The organism is Bradyrhizobium vignae (assembly GCF_900324035.1).
GTDB lineage: Bacteria > Pseudomonadota > Alphaproteobacteria > Rhizobiales > Xanthobacteraceae > Bradyrhizobium > Bradyrhizobium vignae.
In genome coordinates this window covers 3,600,472-3,625,078 of sequence record NZ_LS398110.1, presented here as the reverse complement: position 1 = coordinate 3,625,078, position 24,607 = coordinate 3,600,472, and the positions used below count along the sequence as shown (strand labels likewise).

26 protein-coding genes and 2 pseudogenes are annotated in these 24,607 nt (G+C 64.6%); 15 read left to right on the top strand and 13 right to left on the bottom strand.

The features are described 5' to 3' along the window. Positions 1-418: 418 nt before the first annotated feature. Positions 419-1,651 carry an MFS transporter gene (locus BRAD3257_RS17645; RefSeq protein WP_122402866.1) on the bottom strand — a complete coding sequence of 411 codons (1,233 nt, stop codon included), beginning with the start codon at positions 1,649-1,651 and terminating at the stop codon, positions 419-421. A gap of 130 nt (positions 1,652-1,781) precedes the next feature. Here BRAD3257_RS17645 and BRAD3257_RS17640 point away from each other — a divergent pair, with 130 nt between their 5' ends. Further along, the gene (locus BRAD3257_RS17640) at positions 1,782-2,390 is read left to right on the top strand and encodes a TetR/AcrR family transcriptional regulator (protein WP_162500585.1); all 609 of its coding nucleotides are present in this window, start codon (positions 1,782-1,784) and stop codon (positions 2,388-2,390) included. A gap of 295 nt (positions 2,391-2,685) precedes the next feature. Here the strand turns inward: BRAD3257_RS17640 and BRAD3257_RS17635 are convergent, their stop codons facing one another. Next, positions 2,686-4,059 carry a PleD family two-component system response regulator gene (locus BRAD3257_RS17635; protein WP_122402864.1) on the bottom strand — a complete coding sequence of 458 codons (1,374 nt, stop codon included), beginning with the start codon at positions 4,057-4,059 and terminating at the stop codon, positions 2,686-2,688. Between the two features lie 14 nt (positions 4,060-4,073). After that, positions 4,074-4,439 carry a response regulator gene (locus tag BRAD3257_RS17630; RefSeq protein ID WP_027573612.1) on the bottom strand — a complete coding sequence of 122 codons (366 nt, stop codon included), beginning with the start codon at positions 4,437-4,439 and terminating at the stop codon, positions 4,074-4,076. A 242-nt stretch (positions 4,440-4,681) separates the two neighbouring features. Between BRAD3257_RS17630 and BRAD3257_RS17625 the strand changes: the two genes are divergently transcribed. Further along, complete coding sequence (locus BRAD3257_RS17625) at positions 4,682-4,993, top strand: DUF3572 domain-containing protein (RefSeq protein WP_122402863.1); 312 nt, start codon at positions 4,682-4,684, stop codon at positions 4,991-4,993. Continuing rightward, positions 4,990-6,279: a DNA polymerase IV gene (locus BRAD3257_RS17620; RefSeq protein ID WP_122402862.1), complete on the top strand. Its 1,290-nt coding sequence runs from the start codon at positions 4,990-4,992 to the stop codon at positions 6,277-6,279. Before BRAD3257_RS17625 ends, BRAD3257_RS17620 begins: the two co-directional genes overlap by 4 nt. Before the next feature lie 15 nt (positions 6,280-6,294). On the opposite strand, the gene BRAD3257_RS40320 is transcribed toward BRAD3257_RS17620, so the two are convergent. Next, entirely contained in the window at positions 6,295-6,450 is a 156-nt protein-coding gene (locus BRAD3257_RS40320; RefSeq protein ID WP_008548553.1) for a hypothetical protein, read from the bottom strand. 190 nt (positions 6,451-6,640) lie between these two features. On the opposite strand from BRAD3257_RS40320, the pseudogene BRAD3257_RS17610 reads away from it, so the two are divergent. Beyond that, positions 6,641-7,047 (top strand): annotated as a pseudogene (locus BRAD3257_RS17610) (ACT domain-containing protein). Positions 7,048-7,084: 37 nt separating this feature from the next. Here the strand turns inward: BRAD3257_RS17610 and BRAD3257_RS17605 are convergent. Beyond that, positions 7,085-7,486, bottom strand: a complete 402-nt coding sequence (locus tag BRAD3257_RS17605; protein ID WP_122402861.1) for a RidA family protein — start codon at positions 7,484-7,486, stop codon at positions 7,085-7,087. A gap of 197 nt (positions 7,487-7,683) precedes the next feature. After that, positions 7,684-8,529: a cell envelope integrity EipB family protein gene (locus BRAD3257_RS17600; protein WP_160118821.1), complete on the bottom strand. Its 846-nt coding sequence runs from the start codon at positions 8,527-8,529 to the stop codon at positions 7,684-7,686. 240 nt (positions 8,530-8,769) lie between these two features. On the opposite strand from BRAD3257_RS17600, the gene BRAD3257_RS17595 reads away from it, so the two are divergent. From BRAD3257_RS17595 to BRAD3257_RS17575, 5 genes are all read left to right on the top strand, one after another. Continuing rightward, on the top strand, positions 8,770-9,237 hold the full coding sequence (locus BRAD3257_RS17595) for a RidA family protein (protein WP_122402859.1): 468 nt from the start codon (positions 8,770-8,772) through the stop codon (positions 9,235-9,237). Between the two features lie 5 nt (positions 9,238-9,242). Beyond that, positions 9,243-9,989: a glycerophosphodiester phosphodiesterase gene (locus BRAD3257_RS17590; protein WP_122402858.1), complete on the top strand. Its 747-nt coding sequence runs from the start codon at positions 9,243-9,245 to the stop codon at positions 9,987-9,989. Positions 9,990-10,111: 122 nt separating this feature from the next. Next, on the top strand, positions 10,112-11,278 hold the full coding sequence (locus tag BRAD3257_RS17585; protein WP_122406339.1) for an IS110 family RNA-guided transposase: 1,167 nt from the start codon (positions 10,112-10,114) through the stop codon (positions 11,276-11,278). 618 nt (positions 11,279-11,896) lie between these two features. Further along, positions 11,897-13,153 (top strand): GNAT family N-acetyltransferase, encoded by a 1,257-nt coding sequence (locus BRAD3257_RS17580; RefSeq protein ID WP_122402857.1) that lies wholly within the window; start codon positions 11,897-11,899, stop codon positions 13,151-13,153. Positions 13,154-13,213: 60 nt separating this feature from the next. Next, complete coding sequence (locus BRAD3257_RS17575; RefSeq protein WP_122402856.1) at positions 13,214-13,642, top strand: HIT family protein; 429 nt, start codon at positions 13,214-13,216, stop codon at positions 13,640-13,642. 159 nt (positions 13,643-13,801) lie between these two features. On the opposite strand, the gene tsaA is transcribed toward BRAD3257_RS17575, so the two are convergent. The 4 genes from tsaA to BRAD3257_RS17555 all read right to left on the bottom strand — a co-directional run bounded on the left by tsaA (position 13,802) and on the right by BRAD3257_RS17555 (position 16,577). Continuing rightward, positions 13,802-14,293: a tRNA (N6-threonylcarbamoyladenosine(37)-N6)-methyltransferase TrmO gene (tsaA, locus tag BRAD3257_RS17570; RefSeq protein WP_122402855.1), complete on the bottom strand. Its 492-nt coding sequence runs from the start codon at positions 14,291-14,293 to the stop codon at positions 13,802-13,804. Between the two features lie 29 nt (positions 14,294-14,322). Next, the gene (locus BRAD3257_RS17565) at positions 14,323-14,673 is read right to left on the bottom strand and encodes an AzlD domain-containing protein (RefSeq protein ID WP_122406622.1); all 351 of its coding nucleotides are present in this window, start codon (positions 14,671-14,673) and stop codon (positions 14,323-14,325) included. After that, positions 14,670-15,410: an AzlC family ABC transporter permease gene (locus BRAD3257_RS17560; RefSeq protein WP_122402854.1), complete on the bottom strand. Its 741-nt coding sequence runs from the start codon at positions 15,408-15,410 to the stop codon at positions 14,670-14,672. The genes BRAD3257_RS17565 and BRAD3257_RS17560 overlap by 4 nt, the downstream gene beginning before the upstream one ends. 213 nt (positions 15,411-15,623) lie before the next feature. Then, the gene (locus BRAD3257_RS17555; RefSeq protein ID WP_122402853.1) at positions 15,624-16,577 is read right to left on the bottom strand and encodes a transglycosylase SLT domain-containing protein; all 954 of its coding nucleotides are present in this window, start codon (positions 16,575-16,577) and stop codon (positions 15,624-15,626) included. A gap of 88 nt (positions 16,578-16,665) precedes the next feature. On the opposite strand from BRAD3257_RS17555, the gene BRAD3257_RS17550 reads away from it, so the two are divergent. Further along, complete coding sequence (locus BRAD3257_RS17550) at positions 16,666-17,304, top strand: HAD family hydrolase (protein ID WP_122402852.1); 639 nt, start codon at positions 16,666-16,668, stop codon at positions 17,302-17,304. A gap of 4 nt (positions 17,305-17,308) precedes the next feature. On the opposite strand, the pseudogene BRAD3257_RS17545 reads toward BRAD3257_RS17550, so the two are convergent. Next, a pseudogene (locus BRAD3257_RS17545) lies at positions 17,309-17,443 on the bottom strand (phenylacetaldoxime dehydratase family protein); the annotation flags it as partial. Between the two features lie 66 nt (positions 17,444-17,509). On the opposite strand from BRAD3257_RS17545, the gene BRAD3257_RS17540 reads away from it, so the two are divergent. From BRAD3257_RS17540 to BRAD3257_RS17525, 5 genes are all read left to right on the top strand, one after another. Continuing rightward, positions 17,510-17,800: a hypothetical protein gene (locus BRAD3257_RS17540; protein WP_244607979.1), complete on the top strand. Its 291-nt coding sequence runs from the start codon at positions 17,510-17,512 to the stop codon at positions 17,798-17,800. Between the two features lie 115 nt (positions 17,801-17,915). Next, positions 17,916-18,941, top strand: a complete 1,026-nt coding sequence (locus tag BRAD3257_RS17535; protein WP_122402851.1) for an aldo/keto reductase — start codon at positions 17,916-17,918, stop codon at positions 18,939-18,941. A gap of 82 nt (positions 18,942-19,023) precedes the next feature. Then, on the top strand, positions 19,024-19,170 hold the full coding sequence (locus BRAD3257_RS40060) for a hypothetical protein (protein ID WP_162500034.1): 147 nt from the start codon (positions 19,024-19,026) through the stop codon (positions 19,168-19,170). Between the two features lie 92 nt (positions 19,171-19,262). Continuing rightward, positions 19,263-20,684 (top strand): MFS transporter, encoded by a 1,422-nt coding sequence (locus BRAD3257_RS17530; protein ID WP_122402850.1) that lies wholly within the window; start codon positions 19,263-19,265, stop codon positions 20,682-20,684. Positions 20,685-20,809: 125 nt separating this feature from the next. Continuing rightward, positions 20,810-21,265 carry a PEGA domain-containing protein gene (locus tag BRAD3257_RS17525; RefSeq protein ID WP_162500240.1) on the top strand — a complete coding sequence of 152 codons (456 nt, stop codon included), beginning with the start codon at positions 20,810-20,812 and terminating at the stop codon, positions 21,263-21,265. A 67-nt stretch (positions 21,266-21,332) separates the two neighbouring features. On the opposite strand, the gene clpA is transcribed toward BRAD3257_RS17525, so the two are convergent. Both clpA and clpS read right to left on the bottom strand, forming a co-directional pair. Next, a complete protein-coding gene (clpA, locus tag BRAD3257_RS17520) occupies positions 21,333-23,741 on the bottom strand; it encodes an ATP-dependent Clp protease ATP-binding subunit ClpA (protein ID WP_122402848.1) in 2,409 nt (802 codons plus the stop codon). Positions 23,742-24,010: 269 nt separating this feature from the next. Further along, positions 24,011-24,343: an ATP-dependent Clp protease adapter ClpS gene (gene clpS / locus BRAD3257_RS17515; protein ID WP_162500239.1), complete on the bottom strand. Its 333-nt coding sequence runs from the start codon at positions 24,341-24,343 to the stop codon at positions 24,011-24,013. Positions 24,344-24,607: the final 264 nt, after the last annotated feature.

The following is a 24,607-nucleotide window of genomic DNA, read 5'->3' as shown; positions in this document are numbered from 1 at the left end:
GTTTGATATCAGGCCCAGCCGCTCCGCTTCGAGCGCTGCGCTGCGTCCGGGGCACGAGAACGAATTGACGTGCTCCACTTTCTCCTGACCGCCATGGCCAATCGATTGGGCAGTGGTCGCCTCAATCTTCGATTGCGCAACCACAAATGTCGATGCGCCGAAACAGGTGGCCAAGCCGCACGTGTCGGAACGGGGAGCAAACACGATGGCGCCGCGTCTGCGCATACAACAACCTGAAGCGCGATGGCGATTGATCCAATCTCATCGTGTCTTGCCCTATCCGGCTAGGGCGGAATGACTTCAGGTTGAATCGATTGCCGCGGCTCGTTCACCTCTCCCGCAAGCGGCCCATCACGAACCAACCAACGCGGCGTCCGCTCGAACCTCGCAAGCTGACGATAGCAAGCGCACGCTCGCCTTACGCCGTCCGCAATACCGGCGGCTGCGACCGCCTGACCAGCGCGAACGCCACCTGCACGATGCCGCCGGCAAGGCCGAGCGCCACGCCGATTCGCCAGGCCATGGTGTAGGAGCCGAGCGCGTCGTAGAGCAGCCCGCCTCCATAGGCACCGAGGAAGCTGCCGATCTGGTGGCTCATGAAGGCGAGGCCCTGGATCATCGCCTGCCAGCGCAAGCCGAACATCTCGGCGACCGCGCCGGCGACCAGCGGGCCGACGCCCATCCACAAGAAGCCCATGATGGCGCCGAACAGCAGCGTCGAGAACGGCGTCGCCGGCAGCATGAAATACCCGGCGAGCGCCAGCGAGCGCAGGATGTAGATGCCGCCAAGCAGCGCCAGCTTGTTCCAGCGCTGGCCCGCCCAGCCGAAGAACAGCGAGCCGAGCACGTTGAAGCCGCCGATCATGCCGAGCGTCTGCGCGCTCAGCATCGGATCGAGGCCGCAGATCGCAAGATAGGACGGCAGATGCGTGGTCAGGAAGACGAGTTGCATGCCGCAGACGAGATAGGCGCAGGTCATCACGACGAAGGACACGTTGCCGAACGCGGTTTTCGCAGCCGTCGCGGCCGTGGCATCGTCGATCTCGTCGGCCGCCGGCTTGGGCAGCGGGATCTGGTCGACGCGCCCGGCGTACCATGCGGCGGGGATCATCAGCACCGACATGATGACGAAACCGGCCAGCCCGATGCGCCAGCCAAAGCCCTCGTTGAGCATCTGCCCGATCGGCGCCGACAGCAGCGCGCCGAGCGAGCCCGCGCCGGAGACGATGCCGAGCACCGTGGAGCGCACCGTCTCGGGGACCGCGCGCGCCGCGACCGACATCGCGATCGCCGCTGCGGTGCAGGCCAGCGACGTCCCGATCAGCACGCCGGCGCCGATCATGATGCTGATCATGCCGTGCGCGGTCGCCATCAGCGCGAGGCCCACGATGTACATCAGCGCGCCCACGATCATGATCGGACGGAAGCCGTAGCGCACCGTCATCGCGCCGGCGAGCGGCTGGAGGAAGCCCCAGGCAAGGTTTTGCACGGCCAGCGCCAGCGTGAAATCCGAGATCGAAATGTGAATGTCATGCGTCAGCGGCTGCATGAAGATGCCGAGCGACTGCCGCAGCCCCATGCTCAGCGTCAGCATGATCGAGGCGCCGATCAGGATCGGCAATGTCGGACGCAGGACCTGCAACAGGGGCATTCTTCTTCTCCCTTTTGGGCGCGGCACGCGTGCCGACGTCTGCTTTTGCCGTTGATTTTGGTTACACAGACCTGTTTACTTAGGCTATGAACGCCGGATGCTGTCAAGCGAACAGGACGCGCGCCACCGCATGGCTCCCCCGCCCAAACCACAGACGATGAAAGAGCGGATCCTCGAGACCGCCGACAAGCTGTTCTATCTGAAAGGCATTCGCGCGATCGGCGTCGACACCATCGCGGCCGAGATCGGCATCTCCAAGCGCACGCTCTACAACCATTTCCCGTCCAAGGACGCCCTGATCGCGGCGTACCTCGAGCGCCGCTTCGTAAGCGCACGCCCTTCCGACAAGCCGCCAGCCGAGCAGATCCTCGCCACCTTCGATTCGCTGGAGCGGCGCTTTGCGGCCAAGGATTTTCGCGGCTGCCCGTTCGTCAACGCGGTCGCCGAGCTCGGCCCCGCCGACCGCGCCGTGAAGAAGATCGCCATCGCCTTCAAGGAAAGCCGCCGCCTCTGGTTTCGCGAGCGGTTGACCGAGCTCGGCGTTCGCGACGCTGAGGCGCTCGCGACGCAGCTCGTGCTGCTGGTCGACGGCTCCATCGCGCAGGACCTCGTGCGTGATGACCCCGCGATGGCAAGGGCCGCGAAGGAAGCTGCGAAGGTGCTGTTGCGGAATGCGGGGGTGGATGTGGGCGGCGATGCGGTGAAGCAGGTGAAGGGGCGCAAGCGCGCGCCACAATGATCACTGCCACCGCCCTATTCGGTGTCATCACCCGCGAAGGCGGGTGATCCAGTATTCCGAGACAGCGAGGCTGGAACCGAGACGCCGCGGCGTACTGGATTCCCCGCCTTTCGCGGGGAATGACAGCGGCGTTTGTGGCACCGCCGCGACCCTACCAATATGCTCCTGTTTTGCCCGACGGGTCAAATGACGCTGCCGCCGACGCAAGCCATCGCGCCACCTGCGTAACCCATTGATCCGGCTCGCGCCGGCTACTGTGCATGGGGTTGTTTTCGCAAACTTTGCGGGCGGCCGCTCACGCCGCGTGCGACACCACGCGATTGCGGCCGTCGTGCTTGGCGCGGTAGAGCGCGGTGTCGGCGCGCTTGAGGACGTCGGCGACCGCCTCGCCCTTCTGCTCCAGCGTGGTCAGGCCGATCGAGATCGTGACCTCGATGCGCTTGGCCCCTTTGTGGATCGCGAACGGCTCGCCCGCGATCGAGCGGCGCAGGCGCTCGGCGACCATGCCGGCGACGTGGAGATCGGTCTCGGGCATCACGATGACGAACTCCTCGCCGCCGTAGCGGCAGGCCAGATCAATGCCGCGGATCGACTTGCGCACGCGCACCGCGAACTCGCGCAGCACGTCGTCGCCGGCATCGTGGCCGTAATTGTCGTTGATCGACTTGAAGTAGTCGATGTCCAGGATCATCAGCGCCAGCGGCTTGCCGCGGGTCGCGGCCTGCTCGGCGAGCGTTGCCAGATGGCTCTCCATGTAGCGGCGATTGTGCAGGCCGGTGAGCGCATCGGTGATCGCCATCTCGATCGAGTTCTGCACGTTGTCGCGCAGATGGTCGGTGTAACGGCGGCGGCGGATCTGGGTGCGGGCGCGCGCCAGGAGCTCGGTCTTGTCGATGGGGCGCAGCAAATAGTCGTTGACGCCGATCTCCAGGCCCCGGAGCAGCCGCGTCGAGTTCTCGGGGTCGGCGATCGCCAGGATCGGCACGTGGCGCGTGCGCTCCAGCGAGCGCGCCTGGCTGCAGAGCCTGAGGCCATCGAAATTGTTGAGGTCGAGCGAGACGATCAGGAGATCGTAATTGCCCTCTGCGGCGTGGAACAGCGCCTCAGTCGGATTCGGCTCGACGTCGATGGTGTGCTCGGCGGCGAGGATCGTCGCCAGCCGCTCGTACGAGGACTCGCGGTCGTCGACCAGGAGGATGCGGCCGCCCTTGCCGGTATCGGCGACGGCGCTGCGCTCGGGCGCCTGCATGCCGATCTCGAGCGACGTGATGGCGCGCATGCGCAGCTCATCCGTCATCATCTTCAGCCGCGTCAGCGAGCGCACGCGCGCGATCAGCACGACATCAGAGACGGGCTTGGTGAGGAAATCGTCGGCGCCCGCTTCCAGCCCGCGATTGCGGTCGGCGGGACTGTCGAGCGCGGTAACCATCACGACCGGGATGTGATGCGTGGCCGGATCGGTCTTGAGGCGGCGGCAAACTTCGAAACCGTCCATGTCCGGCATCATCACGTCGAGCAGGATGATGTCGCATTCGGCGCGGTGGCAGATCGCCAGCGCCTCGGTGCCGTTCGAGGCGGTCATCACGTCGAAATATTCGGCGGAGAGGCGGGCCTCTAACAGCTTGACGTTGGCGGGGACGTCGTCGACGACCAGGATACGCGCGGACACTGTGAACTCACTTCCTATCCGATGAAACGCCGGACCGTCTCAATGAATTTCCCGACCGAGATCGGTTTGGATAAATAAGCTTCGCAGCCGCCCTCGCGGATGCGCTCTTCGTCGCCCTTCATCGCGAAGGCCGTGACCGCGACGACGGGAATGGTACGCAGCTCCGGATCGTCCTTGATCCAGCGCGTCACCTCGAGCCCGGAGACCTGCGGCAATTGGATATCCATCAGCACGAGGTCGGGCCGCATCTTGCGAACGAGGTCGAGCGCCTCGTAGCCGTTGCTGGTGCCTGTGGTCTGGTAGCCGTGCGCCTCCAACAGGTCGCGGAAGAGCTTCATGTTGAGCTCGTTGTCTTCCACGATCAGGACGGTCTTAGCCATCCCGCCCTCCTGATTGGTCCGAAGGACCGGTACATGTGACGCCTCAGACGCCGCTTCCCGGCGTTTCGAAAACTGGATTCAAACTAGCCTCAGATTCGCTTGAGTTTCGTTAAACCCGAGGGCCGACTTTCTGCAGTGTGGTTTCCAGTTGCTTGTCTGGGGCCGGAAGACTTGAGGACGAGACTCGGGCATGATGATTCCAAATTAGAGACCGAAAGTTAACGGAAAGGCAAACCGTCCCCGTGAAAAAGCCTGTTCACAACCCCCGCGAAGTCGCTGAAATCGTTGCGATTCAGGCCCTGTCCTTCATCGCCGGCGAGCCCGAGCGGCTGGGCCTGTTCCTGGCCGAGACGGGGGTCGGTCCGGAGACCCTCCGCAATGCCGCCGCGGACCCGAACTTCCTGCTCAGCGTGCTCGATTTCGTGCTGCGCGACGATGCCACGGTGAAGGCCTTTGCCAGCTCCGCGGAACTGCATCCGACCAACGTCGCCGCAGCGCGGCAGGTCCTCGGCGACGCGCTCGGCGACCCCTCCTGGGAGCGCGACGTGCCGTGAGCGACCCAGAGGCGGCCGGGCCCCGCTGCTTCTGCCGGGATTGTCTGGCCGACCTGGATATGGGGGTGCGACGCTGTTCCGCCTGCGGATCCCCTCGCCTCGTCCGCCACCGCGCACTGGCAGGCCTGAGCATCGCCCATATCGACTGCGACGCCTTCTACGCAGCGGTCGAGAAGCGCGACAACCCTGAAATCGCCGACAAGCCCGTCATCATCGGCGGGGGGAAACGCGGCGTGGTATCGGCCGCCTGCTACATCGCGCGCACCTATGGCGTGCGCTCGGCCATGCCGATGTTCAGGGCGTTGGAGGCCTGCCCGCATGCGACCGTGATCCGCCCGGATATGGCGAAATATGTCCGGGTCGGCCGCGCGGTGCGGCAGGCCATGCAGGCGCTGACGCCTCTGGTCGAGCCGCTCTCGATCGATGAGGCCTTCCTCGATCTCTCCGGCACTGAACGGGTGCACGGCATGATCCCGGCAAAGGTGCTGGCTCGCTTTGCCGGCGACGTCGAGCGCGACATCGGCATCACCGTCTCGGTCGGCCTGTCCTGCAACAAGTTCCTGGCCAAGATCGCCTCCGATCTCGACAAGCCCCGTGGCTTTGCCGCGCTCGATCGGGAGGAAGCGCGTTCGATGCTGGCGGAAAAGCCGGTCGGCTTCATCTTCGGCGTCGGCCCCGCCACGCAGGAACGCCTCGTGCAGCGCAGCTTCCGCGTCATCGCCGACCTGCAGAAGGCCGACGAGATCGAGATGATGCGGCAGTTTCCGAGCGACGGCCGCAGGCTGTGGCGGCTCGCGCGCGGCATCGACGACCGTCGCGTCGAGCCTGATCGCGGCGCCAAGACCATTTCCAGCGAGACCACCTTCGAGACCGACATCCGCGATTTCGCAACGCTGGAGAAGATCTTGTGGCGGCTGTGCGAGAAAACGTCGTCGCGGCTCAAGAACAGCGAGCTTGCCGGCTCGACCGTCACGCTGAAGCTGAAGACCGCCGATTTTCGCCAGCGCACCCGCTCGCAGTCGATCGCAGCGCCGACGCAGCTTGCCGCAAAGATCTTCTCGATCTGCCGCGAGATGCTGGCGAAAGAGATCGACGGCACCGCCTTCCGCCTGATGGGCGCCGGCGTCAGCGCGCTGCGCGAGGGATCAACGAGCGACGACACCGACATGCTCGACCGCCGCGCCGCTCACGCCGAACGTGCGGTCGACAGCCTGCGCAAGAAGTTCGGCAGCACCGCGGTGATCCGCGGCATTGCGTATGAAGGGCCGGAGAAGGCGCAGGAGTGATCTAGTCTGCTTTAGTCAGTCGCGTTCGAAGATCCGTGCACCCGGATAGGCGCGCCGGGCATACTGAACGACCAACTGTCGATCCTGGGTTTCCAGGAACGGCGTTCGGATCTGACAAGACCCGACGATGAGGTGCCACAAGCCGTTGAGCTTCCGAATGACGACGTTCATTTGAGCCTCTTCGCAGTGACCCGAGCGGACTCGAATTGTAAGAATCTGCCGCCGTCGCTCAATTGTACCAGCGTAAGGTCAGCGCATGAGAAGGATTAGAGGAGATATACAAAGGTATGTTGCTTGTGACTTCTACAGCCCCTGGCGCAGATAGCTTCGCAGGCGCTCAAACGATCTCGGGACTGGCACCGTGACAGGCGAACGCGATCTCGACGCACTGCTGACTAGCATGAAGCCGGAGATCCTGGACGGCATCTTCGTGTTTTGCACGCTTGCACCGGGTGCGAGCATTCCAGCCACCATTCACCCGATGCTGACGTTCCGGGAGCGCGAAGGAACAACGCTGGTGATCCTGCACGAGGAGGCCGAACGCGCCGGACTACGCCATGAATTTCCATCGCGCCTGATCACCTTGTCAGTTCACTCCGCGCTCGATGCGGTGGGCTTCCTGGCTGCAATCACGACGCGTCTGGCCGAAGCCGGCATCAGCGTGAACGCCGTGTCGGCCTTTCATCACGATCTCTCTTCGTGCCTGCCGACCTGGCCGATAAAGCGATGGTGCTGCTACGAGAGATGTCAGAAGCGAAGCATTCGTAGCCCGGATTACGCTGGCAGCGCAATCCGGGCTACGGAGTCAATCCGCGACGGCCACCGCCTCGATCTCGATCAGCCACTCCGGTGCAGCGAGCGCGGAGACGCCAACGAGCGTCGATGCCGGCGGCTCCATGCCTTCGAAGAAGGCGGAGCGAGCCTTGCCGATGACTGGACGCAACTCCGGCTTGTAGTTCACCACGAAAGTCGTGATCTTGACGATATTCGCATAGCTCGCGCCGGCCGCCTTCAACGCGAGGCCGAGATTCTGCATCACCTGCGTCGTCTGCGCCGCGATATCGCCCTCGCCGACGATCCGCCCCTCCTCGTCCACAGACACCTGGCCGGAGATGTAGATCGTGCGCGCACCCGTGGCAGTGACGACGTGGGAATAAGCGGGATTGTGATGCAGTCCGCTGGGGCGGAGATGGTCGAGCTTGGGCATCGGGTTGCCTCCCTGAGTTCCGTGGTTGTCGAGCGTAGCTGGGGAGTAAGCGGAGAGCCAGCCCCGTCATTGCGAGGAGCGAAGCGAGGAAGCACCCCAAAATCTTCCCGCGGACGGACTCTGGATTGCTTCGCGGAGCCTGTCATCGGGCCGCGCTTCGCGCGGACCCGTTGGATTGACGGAAGAGAGACTGCCCCTCAATTACAGGGCTTGCTGTCCTTCACGTCGAACTTGCCCATCGCGCCGGAGATGACGAAATCGTTGTAATCGAGCACGAGCTGGCGCGAGACGCCGTTCTCGTAGAGCTCGAACGACATCGCGTAGACCGGGGTCTGCTCGCCCTCCTTCTGCTGGGCGTCGCGGTCGAAATAGCTGACGGTGACAGGCCAACGCTTCAGCGACTTCATATGCTCGTCCGAGATCGACGGATCGGACGGCGTGGCGCGGTCGGCGGGGATCGGCTGGCCGATCACGGTCAGCGTGTTGTAGACCTTCTGGCCGTCGTCGGAGCCGTCATAGACGGAGAGCTCGAGCAGCGACTTGCCCTCCTTGGCTGCGGCGATGATGCGCTGGATCTGCTCGGTCGGGAATACGATCTTGCCGTCGAGGGTGAAGGTCTTCGGTGCCGGCAGCTTCAGCTTCACATTGATATGGTCGCCGTCGCGCTCGGCCGAGCCGTCGACGCGGCCGGCATCCGCCTCGTTCATGCGCGTTTCGATCTTGAAGCGGTAGCTCTTTCCCGCGGCGTCCTCCCAGGAATTGGAGCGGAGGTCGCTGAGCGTGACCTTGCCCTCGCCGCTGTCGAGCTCGGAGACCTGACGGAACTCGGAGGTGTAGCCCTCGCAGGCGCTGCCCGTGAAGTTGTAAAGAATCCGGCCGCGTGCGCTGTTGACCGAATTGGAGCGCGATTTGACGAGGCTGAGGTCATAGAGCGCCTGGTGCGCGAGAAACGGACCGTTGGCGGCCAGAGCCCCGCCACCAAGGCCGACACTGGCCGCGGCGAGCGCCATCACACCGAGCGAAGTCCGGAAAAGGTGCACCATGTCTGTTCCCTGAGGAAAGCGCAGATTCGACATTTTAATGACCGTTCCATTGCGTCGCAACTGAGGCCATTTCACGTAAAGTTGCGGCACTCGCGCTGAACCTGCTGCTCCGCCTCAACAAAACGCAGCCCCGGTCTGGTTGGGTTGCTTGCATGTGGCGGCACGATGGGCGAAACAGGTCGCGCCCGGCGTTCTAACGGACGCGCCGGGGGCAATGATTTTTGGACAACGAGGTCGGACATGGTGGGCACGGTCGAGCAGAAACTGGCGGAACAGGGCATCAGGCTACATGAGGCTCCCACCCCCGTCGCCAACTACGTCCCGTTCGTGCGCACCGGCAACTTGCTGTTCGTCTCCGGCCAGGTCTGCTTCGACCCCGCCGGCAAGCTGATCGCCAAGGGCAAGCTCGGCGCGGGCGTCTCCATCGAAGACGGTGCGGCCGCCGCGCGCGGCTGCGCCGTCAACCTGCTGGCCCAGGTCAAGGCAGCGCTCGGCGATCTCGACAAGGTCGTGCGCGTGGTGCGCCTCGGCGGCTTCATCAACTCGGCGCCGGACTTCCTGGACGGGCCGAAGGTGCTCAACGGCGCCTCCGACCTGATGGTTGCCGCCTTCGGCGACAAGGGCCGCCATGCCCGGACCACCGTCGGGGTCGCCTCGCTGCCTGCGGATGCGGCGGTCGAGGTCGAAGGCGTGTTCGAGGTCGCCTGACGCGCATGCGCGCTCCCGATTGGCTGACAGCCCGGCCGGTCGCCCATCGCGGCCTGCATGACATTTCGCGCGGCATCGTCGAGAACATGCCGGGCGCGGTGCAGGCTGCGATCACAGGCAATTTCTCGGTCGAGGTCGACATCCAGCTCTCCGCCGACGGCGAGGCCATGGTGCATCACGACCATGCGCTCGGCCGCCTCACGGAGGCCACCGGCGAGGTCATCTCGAAAACCGCCGCGGAGCTGAAAGCCCTCAAATTCAAGGACACGGACGAGCGAATGATGTCGCTGTCCGACCTCTGCGCCCTCGTCGCCGGCCGCGTGCCGCTGGTGATCGAGGTGAAGAGCCACTTTGGCGGTGACCGCAAGTTGGTGAAGCGAATGGCGGAGGTGCTGGCGTCCTATGATGGCCCGGCGGTCGGCATGTCCTTCGATCCCGACCAGGTGCTCGCGCTGCGCGAGCTGTTGCCCGACCGCCCGCGCGGCATCGTCGCGCAGCGGACCTATGAGGACGAGTACTGGGCCAAGCTCACGCAGAAGCAGCGCGACAGCATGCTCTACCTGCGGCACGGCTTGCAGACCCAGCCGCACTTCGTCGCCTTCAAGGTCGACCACCTCCCGGCCCCCGCCCCCTGGATCGCCCGCAACGTCTTCGGCTGCGCCCTGCTCGGCTGGACCGTGCGCACGCCAGAGCAGCGGACCCGGGTTGGGCGCTATGCGGACCAGATGATCTTCGAGGGGTTCGTGCCATAGGGCGCCCCTCCCTCCTCGTCATTGTGAGGAGCACTTGCGACGAAGATTCCATGGGGAGTGGATAGCGACCAGGTCTGAGGCCAGACTGAGGGTTGCTGAATCCATTCAACCTGGAGACGACGATGTTGCTCGATCATCCTTCCGACGGACTGGCCGCTATCCGCACGCAGTTTGGCGCAATTTTTGTGTCATTGGAACTGAGCCGTTCGACATGGCTGGTCACTTCGCTGTCGCCCTGCAAGGGCGAGAAGATGTCCAAACGCAGCATGAAGGCCGGCGACCTTTCGGAACTGTTGAAGCTGTTTGCGGAGCTGAAGCGCAAGGCGCAGGCGCGAACGGGTGAGAGCTATCCGCTCATCACGATCCAGGAGGCGGGGCTGGACGGGTTCTGGCTTCACCGCGCCCTGCAGCAGGAAGGCATCGAGAGCCACGTAGTCGATCCGGCCTCGATTGCGACGCCGCGCCGGCGCCGGCGGGCCAAGACGGACCGGCTGGATGGCGAGACGCTGTTGCGGACGCTGCTGGCCTACAAGCGCGGCGAGGTACGGGTCTGCGCCATGGTCGTTGCGCCCTCTCCGGCAGAGGAGGACCGCCGTAGGCTGTGCCGCGAGCGAGAGACCTTGATCGCGGAGCGGATCGAGCATGTGAACCGGATCAAGGGTCTTCTGTTCGCGCAAGGGATCTTCGACTACGCGCCGCTGCGGCGAGACCGGCGGAAGCGGCTGGAGGCCTTGCGGACGGGCGACGGGCGCGCCTTGCTGGCGCATCTGAAGGCGCAGATCAGCCGCGAACTCGACCGGCTCGAACTGCTGCTCGACCAGATCACGGCGGTGGAGCGCGAGCAGGATGCGTTGCTGGCCGCGAGCAAGGCGGCGGGGGAGAAGACCGTATCGAACCCGGTGGCAATGCTGCTCGAACTGAAGAGCCTGGGCCCGAACTTCACGGCCGTTCTCTGGTCGGAGGCCTTTTACCGGCAGTTCGCCAACCGCCGCCAGATTGCATCCTATGCCGGCCTTGCAGCCACGCCATGGCGCAGTGGCGGCATCGAGCGCGAGCAAGGCGTGTCGAAGGCTGGCAATCCGCGCCTGAGAACCACGATGATCCAGCTCGCCTGGCTCTGGGTACGCCACCAGCCTCAATCGGCTTTGACCCAGTGGTTCAAGGTGCACAGCCAACGCGGCCGCAAGCGCGCGATCGTGGCGCTCGCGCGCAAGCTGCTCGTGGCCCTCTGGAAGTACGTGACCGCGGGCGTGGTGATCGAGGGAGCCGAGATAAAGGCCGCCGCCTGACACCACGCTCCTCAGCCTCAAAGCCAATCCGCCGAGATTGATCAGCCTCGGCCGATCCGGGTGGACGAACCGATGGATTGCATGGCTTCAAACGCCGTAACGAAGAATGGTCTCGTCCTCTCGAGCCTGCCCGCCGCAAGCGGAATGTTGGTGCAGCCGCCGCCGCGCGGCGACCGAATGTGAGTTTGATCTGGCAAGCAAACCAGATTGCAAAAACCGGCTCGACCCTTGGATCGCCTGACGAAAAGGAGTTATCCGCCCGCTGCCCCGACTGCCAAAGCCTGATGGCGTGCTCGCTCGAGTCAAGGCCAAGTCGCTTCGCGACGGCCCTACGGGCCGACCTTGACTCGATCTGCGCTCGCCATCCTACGTGCTCCACGGTCGGGACGAAGAGCTGGCCTGCAATCGAACAAAGAGCTGAACAAACCGCCTTGACACACCAAATCCCCATGTGAGCAATCCAGGATCCCTTCGCGGAAACAGTCTGGATTTGCTTCGCGGAGCCTGTCATCGGGCGCTTCGCGCGGACCCGTTGGCTCGCAATGACGGCGGTGGCGACCGCCCGACCTGTGTTCCCGCCCCTTGAAGTCGCTGCTGCAATGCACGATCTTGGGCGCAATGGCATCATCCGAAATTACGCTCGAGGCCGTACCGTCCATTGGCGACATCTCGCCCGAGGATTGGGACGCCTGCGCCAACCCCGGCAAGACCTTTAACGAGAAGGCTTGCAACGGTCATGGCGCGGGAACCTCATCCGCTCCTCCAGGCGATTCTCTCGGGCTCTCAAGACCCGCCTATAACCCGTTCGTCTCGCACGCGTTTCTTTCCGCGGCCGAGAAATCGGGTTCGGCAACGATCCGCACCGGCTGGGGGCCGCGCCACCTCGTGGCCAAGCTCGACGGCCGCGTCGCCGGCGTTGTGCCCTGCTATTTGAAATCGCACTCGCAAGGCGAATACGTCTTCGACCGCGGCTGGGCGGATGCCTATGAGCGCGCCGGCGGACGCTATTATCCGAAGCTTCAGGTCTCAGTTCCCTTCACCCCGGCAACGGGACCGCGGCTGCTGGTTCGCGACGGTGTCGACCGCGAGCGCATCACAGACGCGCTGGCGAGCGGGCTGGTGGCGCTGTGCGGCGTCAGCAAAGCCTCATCCGTGCATGTTACCTTCGCGCGCGAGGACGAATGGAAGCTGCTCGCCGAGCACGGCTTCCTCCAGCGCACCGACCAGCAGTTCCACTGGCACAACGAGGGTTTTACGAGCTTCGACGATTTCCTGGCGACGCTGAACTCCCGCCACCGCAAGTCGATCAAGCGCGAGCGGCGCGATGCGCTGGCCGCCGGCATCACGATCCACTGGCTCACGGGAAAAGACATCACCGAGGATGCGTGGGACGCCTTCTTCGAATTCTACATGGAGACCGGCTCGCGTAAATGGGGCCGCCCCTATCTCACGCGCGAGTTCTTCTCGCTGATCGGCGAAACCATGAGCGAGGATGTGCTGCTGGTGATGGCCCGCCGCAACAATCGCTGGATCGCGGGCGCCATCAACTTCATCGGCTCGGACACGCTGTTCGGCCGCAACTGGGGCGCGGTCGAGCATCATCCGTTCTTGCATTTCGAGGTCTGCTATTATCAGGCGATCGACTTCGCAATCAGACACGGCCTGAAGCATGTTGAGGCCGGCGCGCAGGGCGAGCACAAGATCGCGCGCGGCTACCTGCCGCGCACCACCCATTCCGCCCATTTCATCGCCGATCCCGGACTGCGCCGCGCCATCGATGATTACCTCAAGCGCGAGCGCGCCTATGTCGCGGAGGCCGGGCGTGAGCTCGCCGAGCTCGGTCCGTTCCGCAAAGGCGGCGACGAGGCGCCTTGACGCCTCGCCGCTGCTGGTGACAGTAAGCGCAAAATCTCGAGGAGCCGCCGAGGAGCCATCATGACCGCCTACGACGCCAACAACATCTTCGCAAAGATCCTGCGCGGCGAACTGCCCTGCTACAAGGTGTACGAGGACGAGCACGTCTTCGCCTTCCTCGACATCATGCCGCGCGTACCCGGTCACACGCTGGTGATCCCGAAGGTCGCTGCCCGCAACATCCTCGACATCAAACCGGACGACTACGCCCATGTCGCCCGCGGTGCGCACAGGATCGCCGCCGCGGCGATGAAGGCGTTCGAGGCCGACGGCATCACCGTGCAGCAGTTCAACGAGCCTGCCGGCGGACAGGTGGTGTTTCATCTCCACATGCACGTGATGCCGCGCCACGACGGCGTCGCCATGCTGCCGCCGGCGAGCCGCAAGGAAGACGACAAGGTGCTGCGAGAGCACGCGGCGAAGCTGACCGCGGCGCTGAAGGCGGGGTAGGCGGCGCCGCATCCATCGTCATTGCGAGCCAACGGGTCCGCGCCAAGCGCGGCCCGATGACAGGCCCCGTGAAGCAATCCAGAATCCCTCCACGGAGGCAGTCTGGATTGCTTCGTCGCAAGAGCTCCTCGCAATGACGGGATTAGAGCGGAGCGCTCCTCACTCGGTCTCGAAATCGCCCTTCTGCGGCGCAGCCAGCGGCGTGAACTCGCAACGATCCGGCTTGATATCGATCAGCGGCGTATTGTCGATACAGTCGAGCCCGCGCACCAGGATCGCGTTGCCCTCGATACCGACCAGCTTCACGATCGAGGTGCCGATCGGATTGGGCCGCACCGGCGAGCGCAGCGAGAACGTGCCGCGCGTTTTCTCGTTGTTCTTCGGGCTCTGCAGGATGATGTCCCGGCGCGACTTGTCGAGCCAATAGAGCACTTCGAGATTGCTGTAGAAATCGACGCCCTTGATGGCCGGCACGAACGGCTCGAAGATCGCGAGGCGGCATATCGGGCCGTCCTGACGCCCCTGCCGCGGCGTCTCCAGCCGCGATGTCCAGGGCGTGCGGATACGGCCGATGAAGACGAGTCCGGCATCTTGCGTCGGCGGCAGCTCGATAGCGACCTCGCCCTCGCGGAGCTCCTGTTCGCGAACCATATGTCCATCCCTACTGTTCGCCGGCGGTTTTAGCCCAACCACCACTTGCCGGCCAGCATGAAGACTTCGCCCGTGACCACACCCGCAAAGATCGAACGGCGCGTCAGCAGGAAGACGACGAGCCCGGCGCCGACCGCACCATAGCGCAGGATATCGGGTACGCTCGCAAGCGCCCCGGGCGGCTCGACCACGATCTGTGCGATGACGCCGGCCAGGATCGCGGTGGCGACCGCCCTCACCCAGACCAATAGCTCGGAGCCCTCGTCGATGCCGCCGCCGAACCACAGGCCCAGCATGCGCCAGATCTGGTTGGGAACGACGCCGGCGACGAACAGCACGGCGAGCGCGTGCCAGTCCCCGATCGCTTGCGCAAGACTCACGCGCGCACCTCCCGCCACCAATGCACACCATAGGCGATCGTGCCCGCCACCGTGCCGCTCACGAGGATGTCGAGACCCGAGTTCATCTTCGCCGCCAGCGGATAAAGCAGTATCCCGAGTGTCAGCGCCACGACATCAGCAACCTCGCGGCTGTTGCGTGCGGTCGAGAACAGGAACGAAAGCGGTGTGAGCAGCAGGATCGCCGCACCAAGCGTCTGCGTCAGGTTGGCGGCGAGGAAATAGCCGACCGTATTGGCGGTGAGGCACACCGAGACCAGGCCGCAGCCGAGCCCGTGGACGAAGGCGATCCGCCGCTCGCGCGGCACCTGCGGCAGGAAGCGATGACACTCGACCCACAGCGTCACCGCGGTGAGGTGCGCGGCGAAGATCAGCTCGCGCCGTTTCGTCTTCGGCGTGCGCATCAGCGGCAGCACCGAGACCACCATCGGAAACAGGCGGATGGCGCTGACGGTCACCGCGATCGCCGACTGGACGATGGTGGCGCCCGAGCCGAGCGTGGTGATCAAGATGATCTGCGCCGGCCCCGCCCAGACGAACAGCGTCGAGCAGAGCGCCCAGATCAGGCTGAAATGGGTGTCATGAGCCAGCGCGCCGATGCCGAGATAGGTCACGAACAGGACGACGGTGAGGATCGTCTGCGTGATCGAGCGCAATCCCCACGCAAAGGCGCGCCACGGGCTTTGCCATTGAGGGGAATCGAGCGGAGGAAGCGCCACGGGAGTTTTGGCCGGGTGAGGAATCGTGCCCGCATAACGGGCAGTACGGCGGTCTGCGTCAAGGAAGTCCGCGGCGGGGCTGGCATGCGTGAAACACCCACCGCGGTCATTCCGGGGCGCGCCTTGGCGCGAACCCGGAATCCATTGCGCCACAGAGATCGCTGCACGATGGATTCCGAAGCTCTTCGTCGCGCGCCGGAATGACGGGAGTGCCTACCCCCTCACACCCCTATTCCTCAGAACGAAGCAGGCGCCACCCGCCTTGCGGATGCGGTTGCACAGATCATCCGCCTCGGCCCGGGTATCCGCACCAATGCGCACCTGGTAGAACGCACGCGTGCCGCGGCTGCGCATCACCGAGCTCAGCAGGCTCGGATCACGCTCGCCGATCACGGCGCTCAGTTTCGTGACGGCCCGGGAATACATCGCCAACGCCTTGTTGCGGTCGAAGCCGGCCGCGAGCTGCACCCCCCAGACCTTTGCGGCGGCAAGCTCCACATGCTGCTCGAGCTCGGCGACGAACGGGTTGGGAGCACGCTTGAGCAACGCCATCAGATCACGGCAGCTCGTCGGCGGCGAACTCGGCGGTCCCTTGCCGGTGCTGCCCGCCTTGGCCCAGGCATCGACGCTGGTGCCGGTGATTGCGTAAACGTAGTTGCGGGTTTGCTCCGGCATTCCGCCGGTGCCATCGAGCCATTCCTGCACCCGGCGCGGCCCCGCATTGTAGGCAGCGGCCGCCAGGCCGAGATTGCCGAACTGGTTGCGCAGCTCGTTCAGAAACTCCGCCGATTTCGGCAACGCCTGCACCGGATTGAAGGGATCGAGCAGTCCGCGCTCGCTCGCGGTGCCCGGCATGAACTGCGCGATCCCCTGCGCGTGCTCGCCGCTGCGCGTCATGGGCCCGACCGCATCGGCGTGGAAGCGGCTTTCCTGCCAGATCACGCGGGCGAAGAACTCCAGCGGCAGGTCGTTGTCGCGTGCCGCCGCCTCCACGATCAAGCAGATCGACTCCCGCGTGTCACTCTCGCGGGCGTCATTCGGCTTTTCCACCGGCTTCGCTGGTCCCTCGGCCTTCGCAGGTACGTCGGGAGGCGACGTCTCCTCTGCGAGCGCCGGCGACAGCACGAGGGCCAGGCACAAGACAGCGATAACCCGAGCTATTCGCATGGCATCGTCGCAATCGGATAAATCGGACCTTGACTTGGAACCCCAGCCAACTAGCAACATACGGCAGTATCAACGCAGGTCCCGCCTGATGGTGACAATCTTTTTTGATCTCGACGGAACGCTGACCGACCCTAAGCCCGGGATCACTCGCTCGATCCAGTATGCGTTGGAGCGGCTCGGGGTTTCGGTGCCGAGCGAGGACGAACTGACCTGGTGCATCGGCCCTCCGCTGCTTGCGAGCCTGAGAAAACTCACCGGAACCGATGAGCTCGCCGACCGCGCGCTCCTGCTCTATCGCGAGCGCTTCAGCGATATCGGCCTGTTCGAGAACGAGGCTTACAGCGGAATTGCGGACACATTGTCATCGCTCGCAGCGACACGTCAGCGCATGTTCGTCGCGACCAGCAAGCCCGCCGTCTACGCCACGCGCATCGTCGATCATTTCGGACTGAAACCGTATTTCGAGCGCGTGTTCGGCTCCGAGCTCGACGGCACGCGCGTCGACAAGCGCGACCTGCTCCGCTATGCGCTGGACGAGACGAAGGTCGATGCGAACAACGCGATCATGATCGGCGACCGCAGCCATGACGTGGTCGGCGCCCGCACCAACGGCATGACCGCCATCGGCGTGCTCTACGGCTATGGCAGCGAGGCCGAGCTGCGGGATGCCGGCGCGCACCACATCTGCGCGGCGCATCCGGACTTGCTCGGTCATTGCATAACCTAGTCGATCAGGCGCCGGCGGTGTTCACGGCCGCCAGCATCCCCGTCTTTGGGTGACAGTTCAGATATTCGAAGAATTGTTCGTCGGCGGCGGCTGCCACTGTCACCTCGTGATAGAGCCGCAGCTTGGCTGACGCCCCGAGCAGCTGCGGCATTGAGATCTCGTTCCAGTCAGCTATCACCACGAGCCTTCGCTTCGAGCGAAGGCAATGCTCGCCAATTCCAGATTGTCTTGCCTGGCGGCCTGGATCAGGCTGGCGCACATGAGGACTCACCACACCATAGGCGGATCGGAGCTGTTGCTGGGTGTGATCGCACTCCGGCTCGCGGTGCTGGTCCTGGTGGGCTGGAGCCTGACGCTCCTGCCGCGGCAAACGCGTGACAGCGAACCAGCGTGCTTCCCTGGGCCCGCAACAAGGCTCGAAGCTCAATCCTTGGTGAAGACACCCGGCTCGCACGTTGCCAATGCAGCATTCGACGACATGCGCCTGCACGATTAGGCCGCTCTCAGGCAAGGCCGCTATGTGCGCACGTGATAGGACGCGGCGCCTGCTTGCGGTATCCTTTGGCACCGAGCCGCAGTGATCAATCAGCGGCCAGCCAAGGAGCCAATCGATGGAATACCGACGCTTGGGCCGGTCGGGCCTCATGGTGCCCGCGTTGAGTCTCGGCACCGGCACCTTCGGTGGCGTCGGCCGCCTCGCTGCTTGGGGCACGACGGACGCGACCGAAGCGCGGCGCCTTCTGGACATCTGTCTCGAGGCCGGCGTATCGATGTTCGACACAGCGAATGTCTATTCGCTCGGCGAGTCCGAGCGGGTGCTCGGCGAAGCCATCAAGGGTCGCCGCGACAAGGTCCTGATCTCGACCAAGGCGTCGTTCCGCTTCGGTGACGGCCCTAACGACATCGGCTCGTCGCGCCAGCACCTGCTCGCCGCCATCGACGGTTCGCTGAGCCGGCTCGGCACCGACCATATCGACCTGTTCCAGCTCCATGGCTTCGACGCCTTCACCCCGCCCGAAGAGGTGCTCGCCACCCTCGACGTGCTCGTGCGCGCCGGCAAGATCCGCTATGTCGGCGTCTCGAATTTCTCGGGCTGGCACCTGATGAAGTCGCTCGGCGTTGCCGACAAGCACGGCTTCCCGCGCTACGTCGCCAACCAGACCTACTATTCACTGATCGGACGCGACTACGAATGGGAGCTGATGCCGCTCGGCCTCGACCAGGGCCTCGGCGCGGTGGTCTGGTCGCCGCTTGGATGGGGACGCCTCACCGGCAAGATCCGGCGTGGTCAGCCGAAGCCGCAGGTCAGCCGGCTGCCCAAGACCGCCGAGTTTGGCCCGCCCGTGCCGGACGAGCACGTCTACCGTGTCGTCGATGCAATCGACGAGATCGCCAAGGAGACGGGCAAGAGCGTCTCGCAGATCGCGCTCAACTGGCTACTCCAGCGCCCCACAGTCTCGACGCTGATCATCGGCGCGCGCAACGAAACCCAGCTGCGCGAAAATCTCGGCGCGGTCGGCTGGTCCTTGACCAAGGACCAGGTCGCAAAGCTCGATGCCGCCAGCCAGGTGACGCTGCCCTATCCCTATTGGCACCAGCGCACGACCTTCATCGACCGTAATCCGCCGGCGGTGTAGGACACTTGAGCTGCATCAAGCCCGCTTGCGTCGGCCGTGGCACCCTGCGGCCCTCGCTTGGCTGCCGATGCGCCGATTTGCCATGAAGGCCCTGTTCATGGTGCTTAATCTCAACCGCACCGAATTGACGCGGATCGACCGCGATCGCACCATCCTGGTCTTCTCGACGGCGGTGACACTCGGGCTCATTGCCCTCTATGTCTGGGGCAAGGCGACCGCGCGCTGGTAATTGCGGCTCCGGAACTATCGCGGTCCTGCCCTGTTGGCGCAATACTCGGCCACCTGGCAGAGTTCGATTCGCGAAACCAGACGCCGCTCACAATGTCGACAGTCACCATCGAGCAGGCGGATGGCCTGCCGCTGCCGCAGCGTCGATGGGCCATCCTCACCATTGCGCTCGGCATCACCATGTCCGTGATCGATGGCGCCATCGCCAATGTGGCGCTGCCGACGATCGCGGCCGACCTCGATGCCAGCCCTGCCTTCTCGATCTGGATCGTCAACGGCTATCAGCTCGCGATCACCATCTCGCTGCTGCCGCTGGCCTCGCTCGGCGAGATCGTCGGCTATCGGCGTGTCTATCTGGCGGGACTTGCGCTGTTCACCGTTGCCTCCGCACTTTGCGCCATCGCGCACTCGCTGCCGCTGCTGACCGTCGCGCGCGTCATACAGGGTTTTGGCGCGGCCGGCATCATGAGCGTCAACACCGCGCTGGTGCGCTTCACCTATCCGCATGCGCTGCTTGGGCGTGGCATCGCGCGCAACGCGCTCGTCGTGGCGGTCTCGGCCGCGATCGGGCCGACCTTGGCCTCGGGTATCCTGGCAGTGGGAAGCTGGCCTTGGCTGTTCGCGATCAACGTGCCGATCGGTGCAGTTGCAGTTGCGCTCGGCGCCCGCTGCCTGCCGCACACGCGCCTGGCGGCGCATTCATTCGACTGGCAGAGCGCGGGCCTGAGCGCCGTCACCTTCGGCGTCGGCATTTTCGCCGTCGACAGCGTCGGCCATGGCGAGCCGCTCCTCACCTGCATGATCGAATTCGCCGTCGCCGCGATCGCGGGCGCTGCCCTGATCTGGCGCGAGACGCATATGGCTGTGCCGCTGCTGCCGATCGATCTCCTGCGCATCCCGATCTTCGCCCTGTCGATCGCGACCTCGGTCGCCTCGTTCTGCGCCCAGATGCTCGCCTTCGTCGCGATCCCGTTCTACCTCCAAAGTCGGTTCGGCTATTCAGCCGTGCATATGGGCCTTCTGATCACGCCCTGGCCGATCACGGTGACGTTCGCCGCCCCGCTCGCCGGGCGCCTCGTCGAGCATTATCCGGCCGGCTTGCTCGGCGGCATTGGCCTTTTGCTGTTCGCAGGCGGGCTCGCCTCGCTGGCGATGCTGCCGGCCGAGCCCAGCGCCGTCGATGTCGTCTGGCGCATGGCCCTCGCCGGCTTTGGCTTCGGCCTGTTCCAGACGCCGAACAACCGCACCATGATCGCCGCCGCCCCGCGTCAGCGCTCCGGCGGCGCCAGCGGCATGCTCGGCACCGCCCGCCTGCTCGGCCAAACCACCGGCGCGGCGCTGGTCGCACTGTTGCTCGGCCGCTACCCGCAGGAGGGCACCAGGATCGCGCTGCTCGCCGGCGTCGGTTTTGCCCTGTGCGGCGCGCTGCTCAGCATGCTGCGCTTGTCACCCGCGGGCGCGCGCGGCGCCGAGCATGTCCGGGTTCAGGAAGGACAGCGGATGAAAGGGGAATGAGCGCGCCACGGCCGCCTTCTCGGTATCTCCCACACAACCTGTGCGTGGTTTAACCATTTGGACGCCTGACGTATTGCCCTCTCGCTCCGGTTGCGCTCCACTCGCCGCGGGACAAGGGGCATTTCATGCGTTCATTTGGAATAGTGGCGCTCAGCGTCATGCTTGGCGGCTGCGCGTCCGTTACGCGCGGTACGACGGAAAACATCAGCATCTCATCGACACCTTCGGGCGTGGAAGCCGTGGTCAGCGGAATGGAGGTTCCGACCACCTGCACGACGCCCTGCTCCGTGGTCGTCAAGCGAAACGCCGACATTTCGATCACCTTCCAGAAGGAAGGGTATGAGCCGCAAGTCGTGCCGCTCAGCCGGGACGTCCAGACCAGCGGGGCCGCCGGATTCGCGGGCAATCTTCTGCTGGGCGGCGTCGTTGGCATGGGCGTCGACGCCGCGACCGGGGCTGCGACCGATCACAAGCCCAATCCGGTCATCGTGACGATGCAGCCGTCGGCCCCTGCCCGCGCGCGGCCCGCCGCTCCGAGAAAGCCGAGGCCGCCGGCGGCAGCGCCAGAGGCCGGAACGTAGGGCCAACTGCGACCCAAAATAAAAGGCCGGCTCTTCAGCCGGCGTTTTCGATTTCACCACACGCCGATCAAACCTTGACCAGCGGCCCCTTGGAGGTCGGCCCCTTCGAGCCGCCAGGACCGCCCGGCTTCGACTTGCCCGGCGGGCGCTTGCGGGCGCCCGGGAGCTTCTCCTGCTTCGGCGTAACCGGACCCTCAACGAACTCGAATCCGATCTTCTCCTTGCTCTCGTCGGCCTCGTCCTTGACCAGAACGACGCGAACGTGGCCGCCGCCCTTCAGCTTGCCGAACAGCACCTCGTCGGCCAGCGGCTTCTTGATGTGCTCCTGGATCACGCGGGCCATGGGACGTGCGCCCATCTGCTCGTCATAGCCGTGCTGGATCAGCCAGGCCTTGGCCTCTTCGGACAGCTCGATTGTGACGTCGCGGTCGCCGAGCTGCGCCTCGAGCTGAAGCACGAACTTCTCCACGACCGTGCCAATCACCTCGACGCTGAGATGGCCGAACGAGACGATGGCATCGAGACGATTGCGGAATTCCGGCGCGAACTGCCGGTTGATCGCCTCGTGGTCGTCGCCTTCGCGCTTGGAGCGGGTGAACCCGAACGCCTGCTTGGCGAGATCCGCTGCGCCCGCATTGGTGGTCATGATCAGGATCACGTTGCGGAAGTTGACCTGCTTGCCGTTGTGGTCGGTGAGCCGGCCGTGATCCATGATCTGGAGCAGCACGTTGTAGAGGTCCGGATGCGCCTTCTCGATTTCATCGAGCAGCACCACGCAATGCGGATGCTGGTCGACGCCATCGGTGAGCAGGCCGCCCTGGTCGAAGCCGACATAGCCGGGAGGCGCGCCGATCAGGCGCGACACGGTATGCCGCTCCATATATTCGGACATGTCGAAGCGCAGCAGCTCGACGCCCAGCGCGGCCGCGAGTTGCTTGGCAACCTCGGTCTTGCCGACGCCGGTGGGTCCGGAGAACAGGTAGCAGCCGATCGGCTTCTCCGGCTCGCGCAGGCCCGCGCGTGCCAGCTTGATCGAGGCGGCGAGCGACTCGATCGCCTTGTCCTGGCCGAACACGGTGCGCTTCAGGGTCTGCTCGAGATGCTTGAGCACCTCGGCATCATCCTTCGACACGCTCTTCGGCGGAATCCGCGCCATCGAGGCGATCGTGGTCTCGATCTCCTTGATGCCGATGGTCTTCTTGCGCTTGTTCTCGGCAACCAGCATCTGCGCCGCACCGGACTCGTCGATCACGTCGATCGCCTTGTCGGGCAGCTTGCGGTCGTGGATGTACCGCGAGGAGAGCTGCACGGCGGCCTCGATCGCCTCATTGGTGTACTTCAGCCGGTGGTAGTCCTCGAAATACGGCTTGAGGCCCTTGAGGATCGCGATGGCATCCTCGACCGTCGGCTCGTTGATGTCGATCTTCTGGAAGCGCCGCACCAGAGCGCGGTCCTTCTCGAAGTGCTGACGATATTCCTTATAGGTCGTCGAGCCCATGCAGCGGATCGTGCCCGAGGCAAGCGCCGGCTTGAGCAGGTTGGAAGCGTCCATCGCCCCGCCCGACGTCGCGCCCGCACCGATCACGGTGTGGATCTCGTCGATGAACAGGATCGCATTGGGATGCGCCTCGAGCTCCTTGAGCACCTGCTTCAAGCGTTCCTCGAAGTCGCCGCGATAGCGCGTGCCGGCGAGCAGCGTGCCCATATCCAGCGAGAACACGGTCGCGGCCGCCAACACTTCCGGCACCTCGCTGTCGACGATGCGCTTGGCAAGGCCTTCCGCGATCGCGGTCTTGCCGACGCCGGCCTCGCCGACGAACAGCGGATTGTTCTTCTGCCGGCGGCACAGCACCTGGATCGCGCGGTTGATCTCGGAGTTGCGTCCGATCACCGGGTCGATCTTGCCGTCGCGCGCCTTCTTGTTGAGGTTGACGCAATAGGTCTCGAGCGCCTCGCCCTTCTTCTTGGCATCCTCGTTGCCCTTGGTCTCGGTCTCCTCGTCGACGCCGCGCACAGGACGCGCCTCGGAGACGCCGGGCCGCTTGGCGATGCCATGGCTGATGTAATTGACCGCGTCATACCGCGTCATGTCCTGCTCTTGCAGGAAGTAAGCGGCATGGCTCTCGCGTTCGGCGAAGATCGCGATCAGCACGTTGGCGCCGGTCACCTCTTCGCGACCCGACGACTGCACATGGATCACCGCGCGCTGGATCACGCGTTGGAAGCCGGCGGTCGGCTTGGCGTCGTCGGCGCCATCCGTCACCAGGTTCTCGAATTCGGTCTCAAGATAGTTGACGAGGCTCGTACGGAGCTTGTCGAGATCGACGCTACAGGCGCGCATGACGGCGGCTGCATCGGAGTCGTCGATCAAGGAGAGCAAAAGATGCTCGAGCGTCGCGTATTGGTGATGACGCTCGTTTGCGATCGCCAGCGCACGATGCAGGGATTGTTCAAGGCTTTGGGAAAAAGTCGGCATTCGCGTCCTCTATGGCCCCCACCATCATGATCGCCATCGCCCGGTCAGGCAACAACAACCTTCGTCACATATAGTTATACAAGATCGCGGCAAAAGACCGGTTCCGCGACTCGGCGGCTGCGCACCCCGGAATATTCTCGATGCAAAACCCGTTCCGATTTGGGCGGGATTGGCGAGGGCGTGGATTTCCGTAGTTTGCCGGTTACAAGCGGCGTCGCGCGCGCCACACGGCGGTCACACTGCTACTTACACTTCGAACGCGCCGTGACCTATTTCTTCTCCATCACGCATTGCAGCGGATGCTGGTGCTTGCGGGCGAAGTCCATCACCTGCGTCACCTTGGTCTCGGCAATCTCGTAGGTGAACACGCCGCACTCCCCGATCCCATGATGGTGGACGTGCAGCATGATCTTGGTCGCAGCCTCGACGTCCTTGTTGAAGAACTTCTCCAGCACGTGGACGACGAATTCCATTGGCGTGTAGTCGTCGTTCAGGATCAGCACGCGGTACAGATTCGGCCGCTTGGTCTTGGGCTTGACCTTGGTGATGACCGACGTGTTCGGCCCGGACGGGCCGCCCGCACGGTTGTCATCATTGCTCATCCGGAGAGCGTGGGCGGCGGCGGACAGGTCGAGTCTGGAAGTCAGTTGCGGCATGGCACAGGCGTTCAAATTCCCCACGGAAGCGAAAGACGGTCCGCCGCACCGCTCCGCACCCGGAGCCTCGCACAGGCGCGCCGCCCTATTGGATCGCCGCTTCCAACCGGTCCGGTCGAAGCCGGATCGCTCGCAAGCAATATGGGCCCCCTCCCGCCTCGCCGCAAGCGTGCCACCTGGTCGATGCGGCTCGCGGAGGTCCCGATTCCC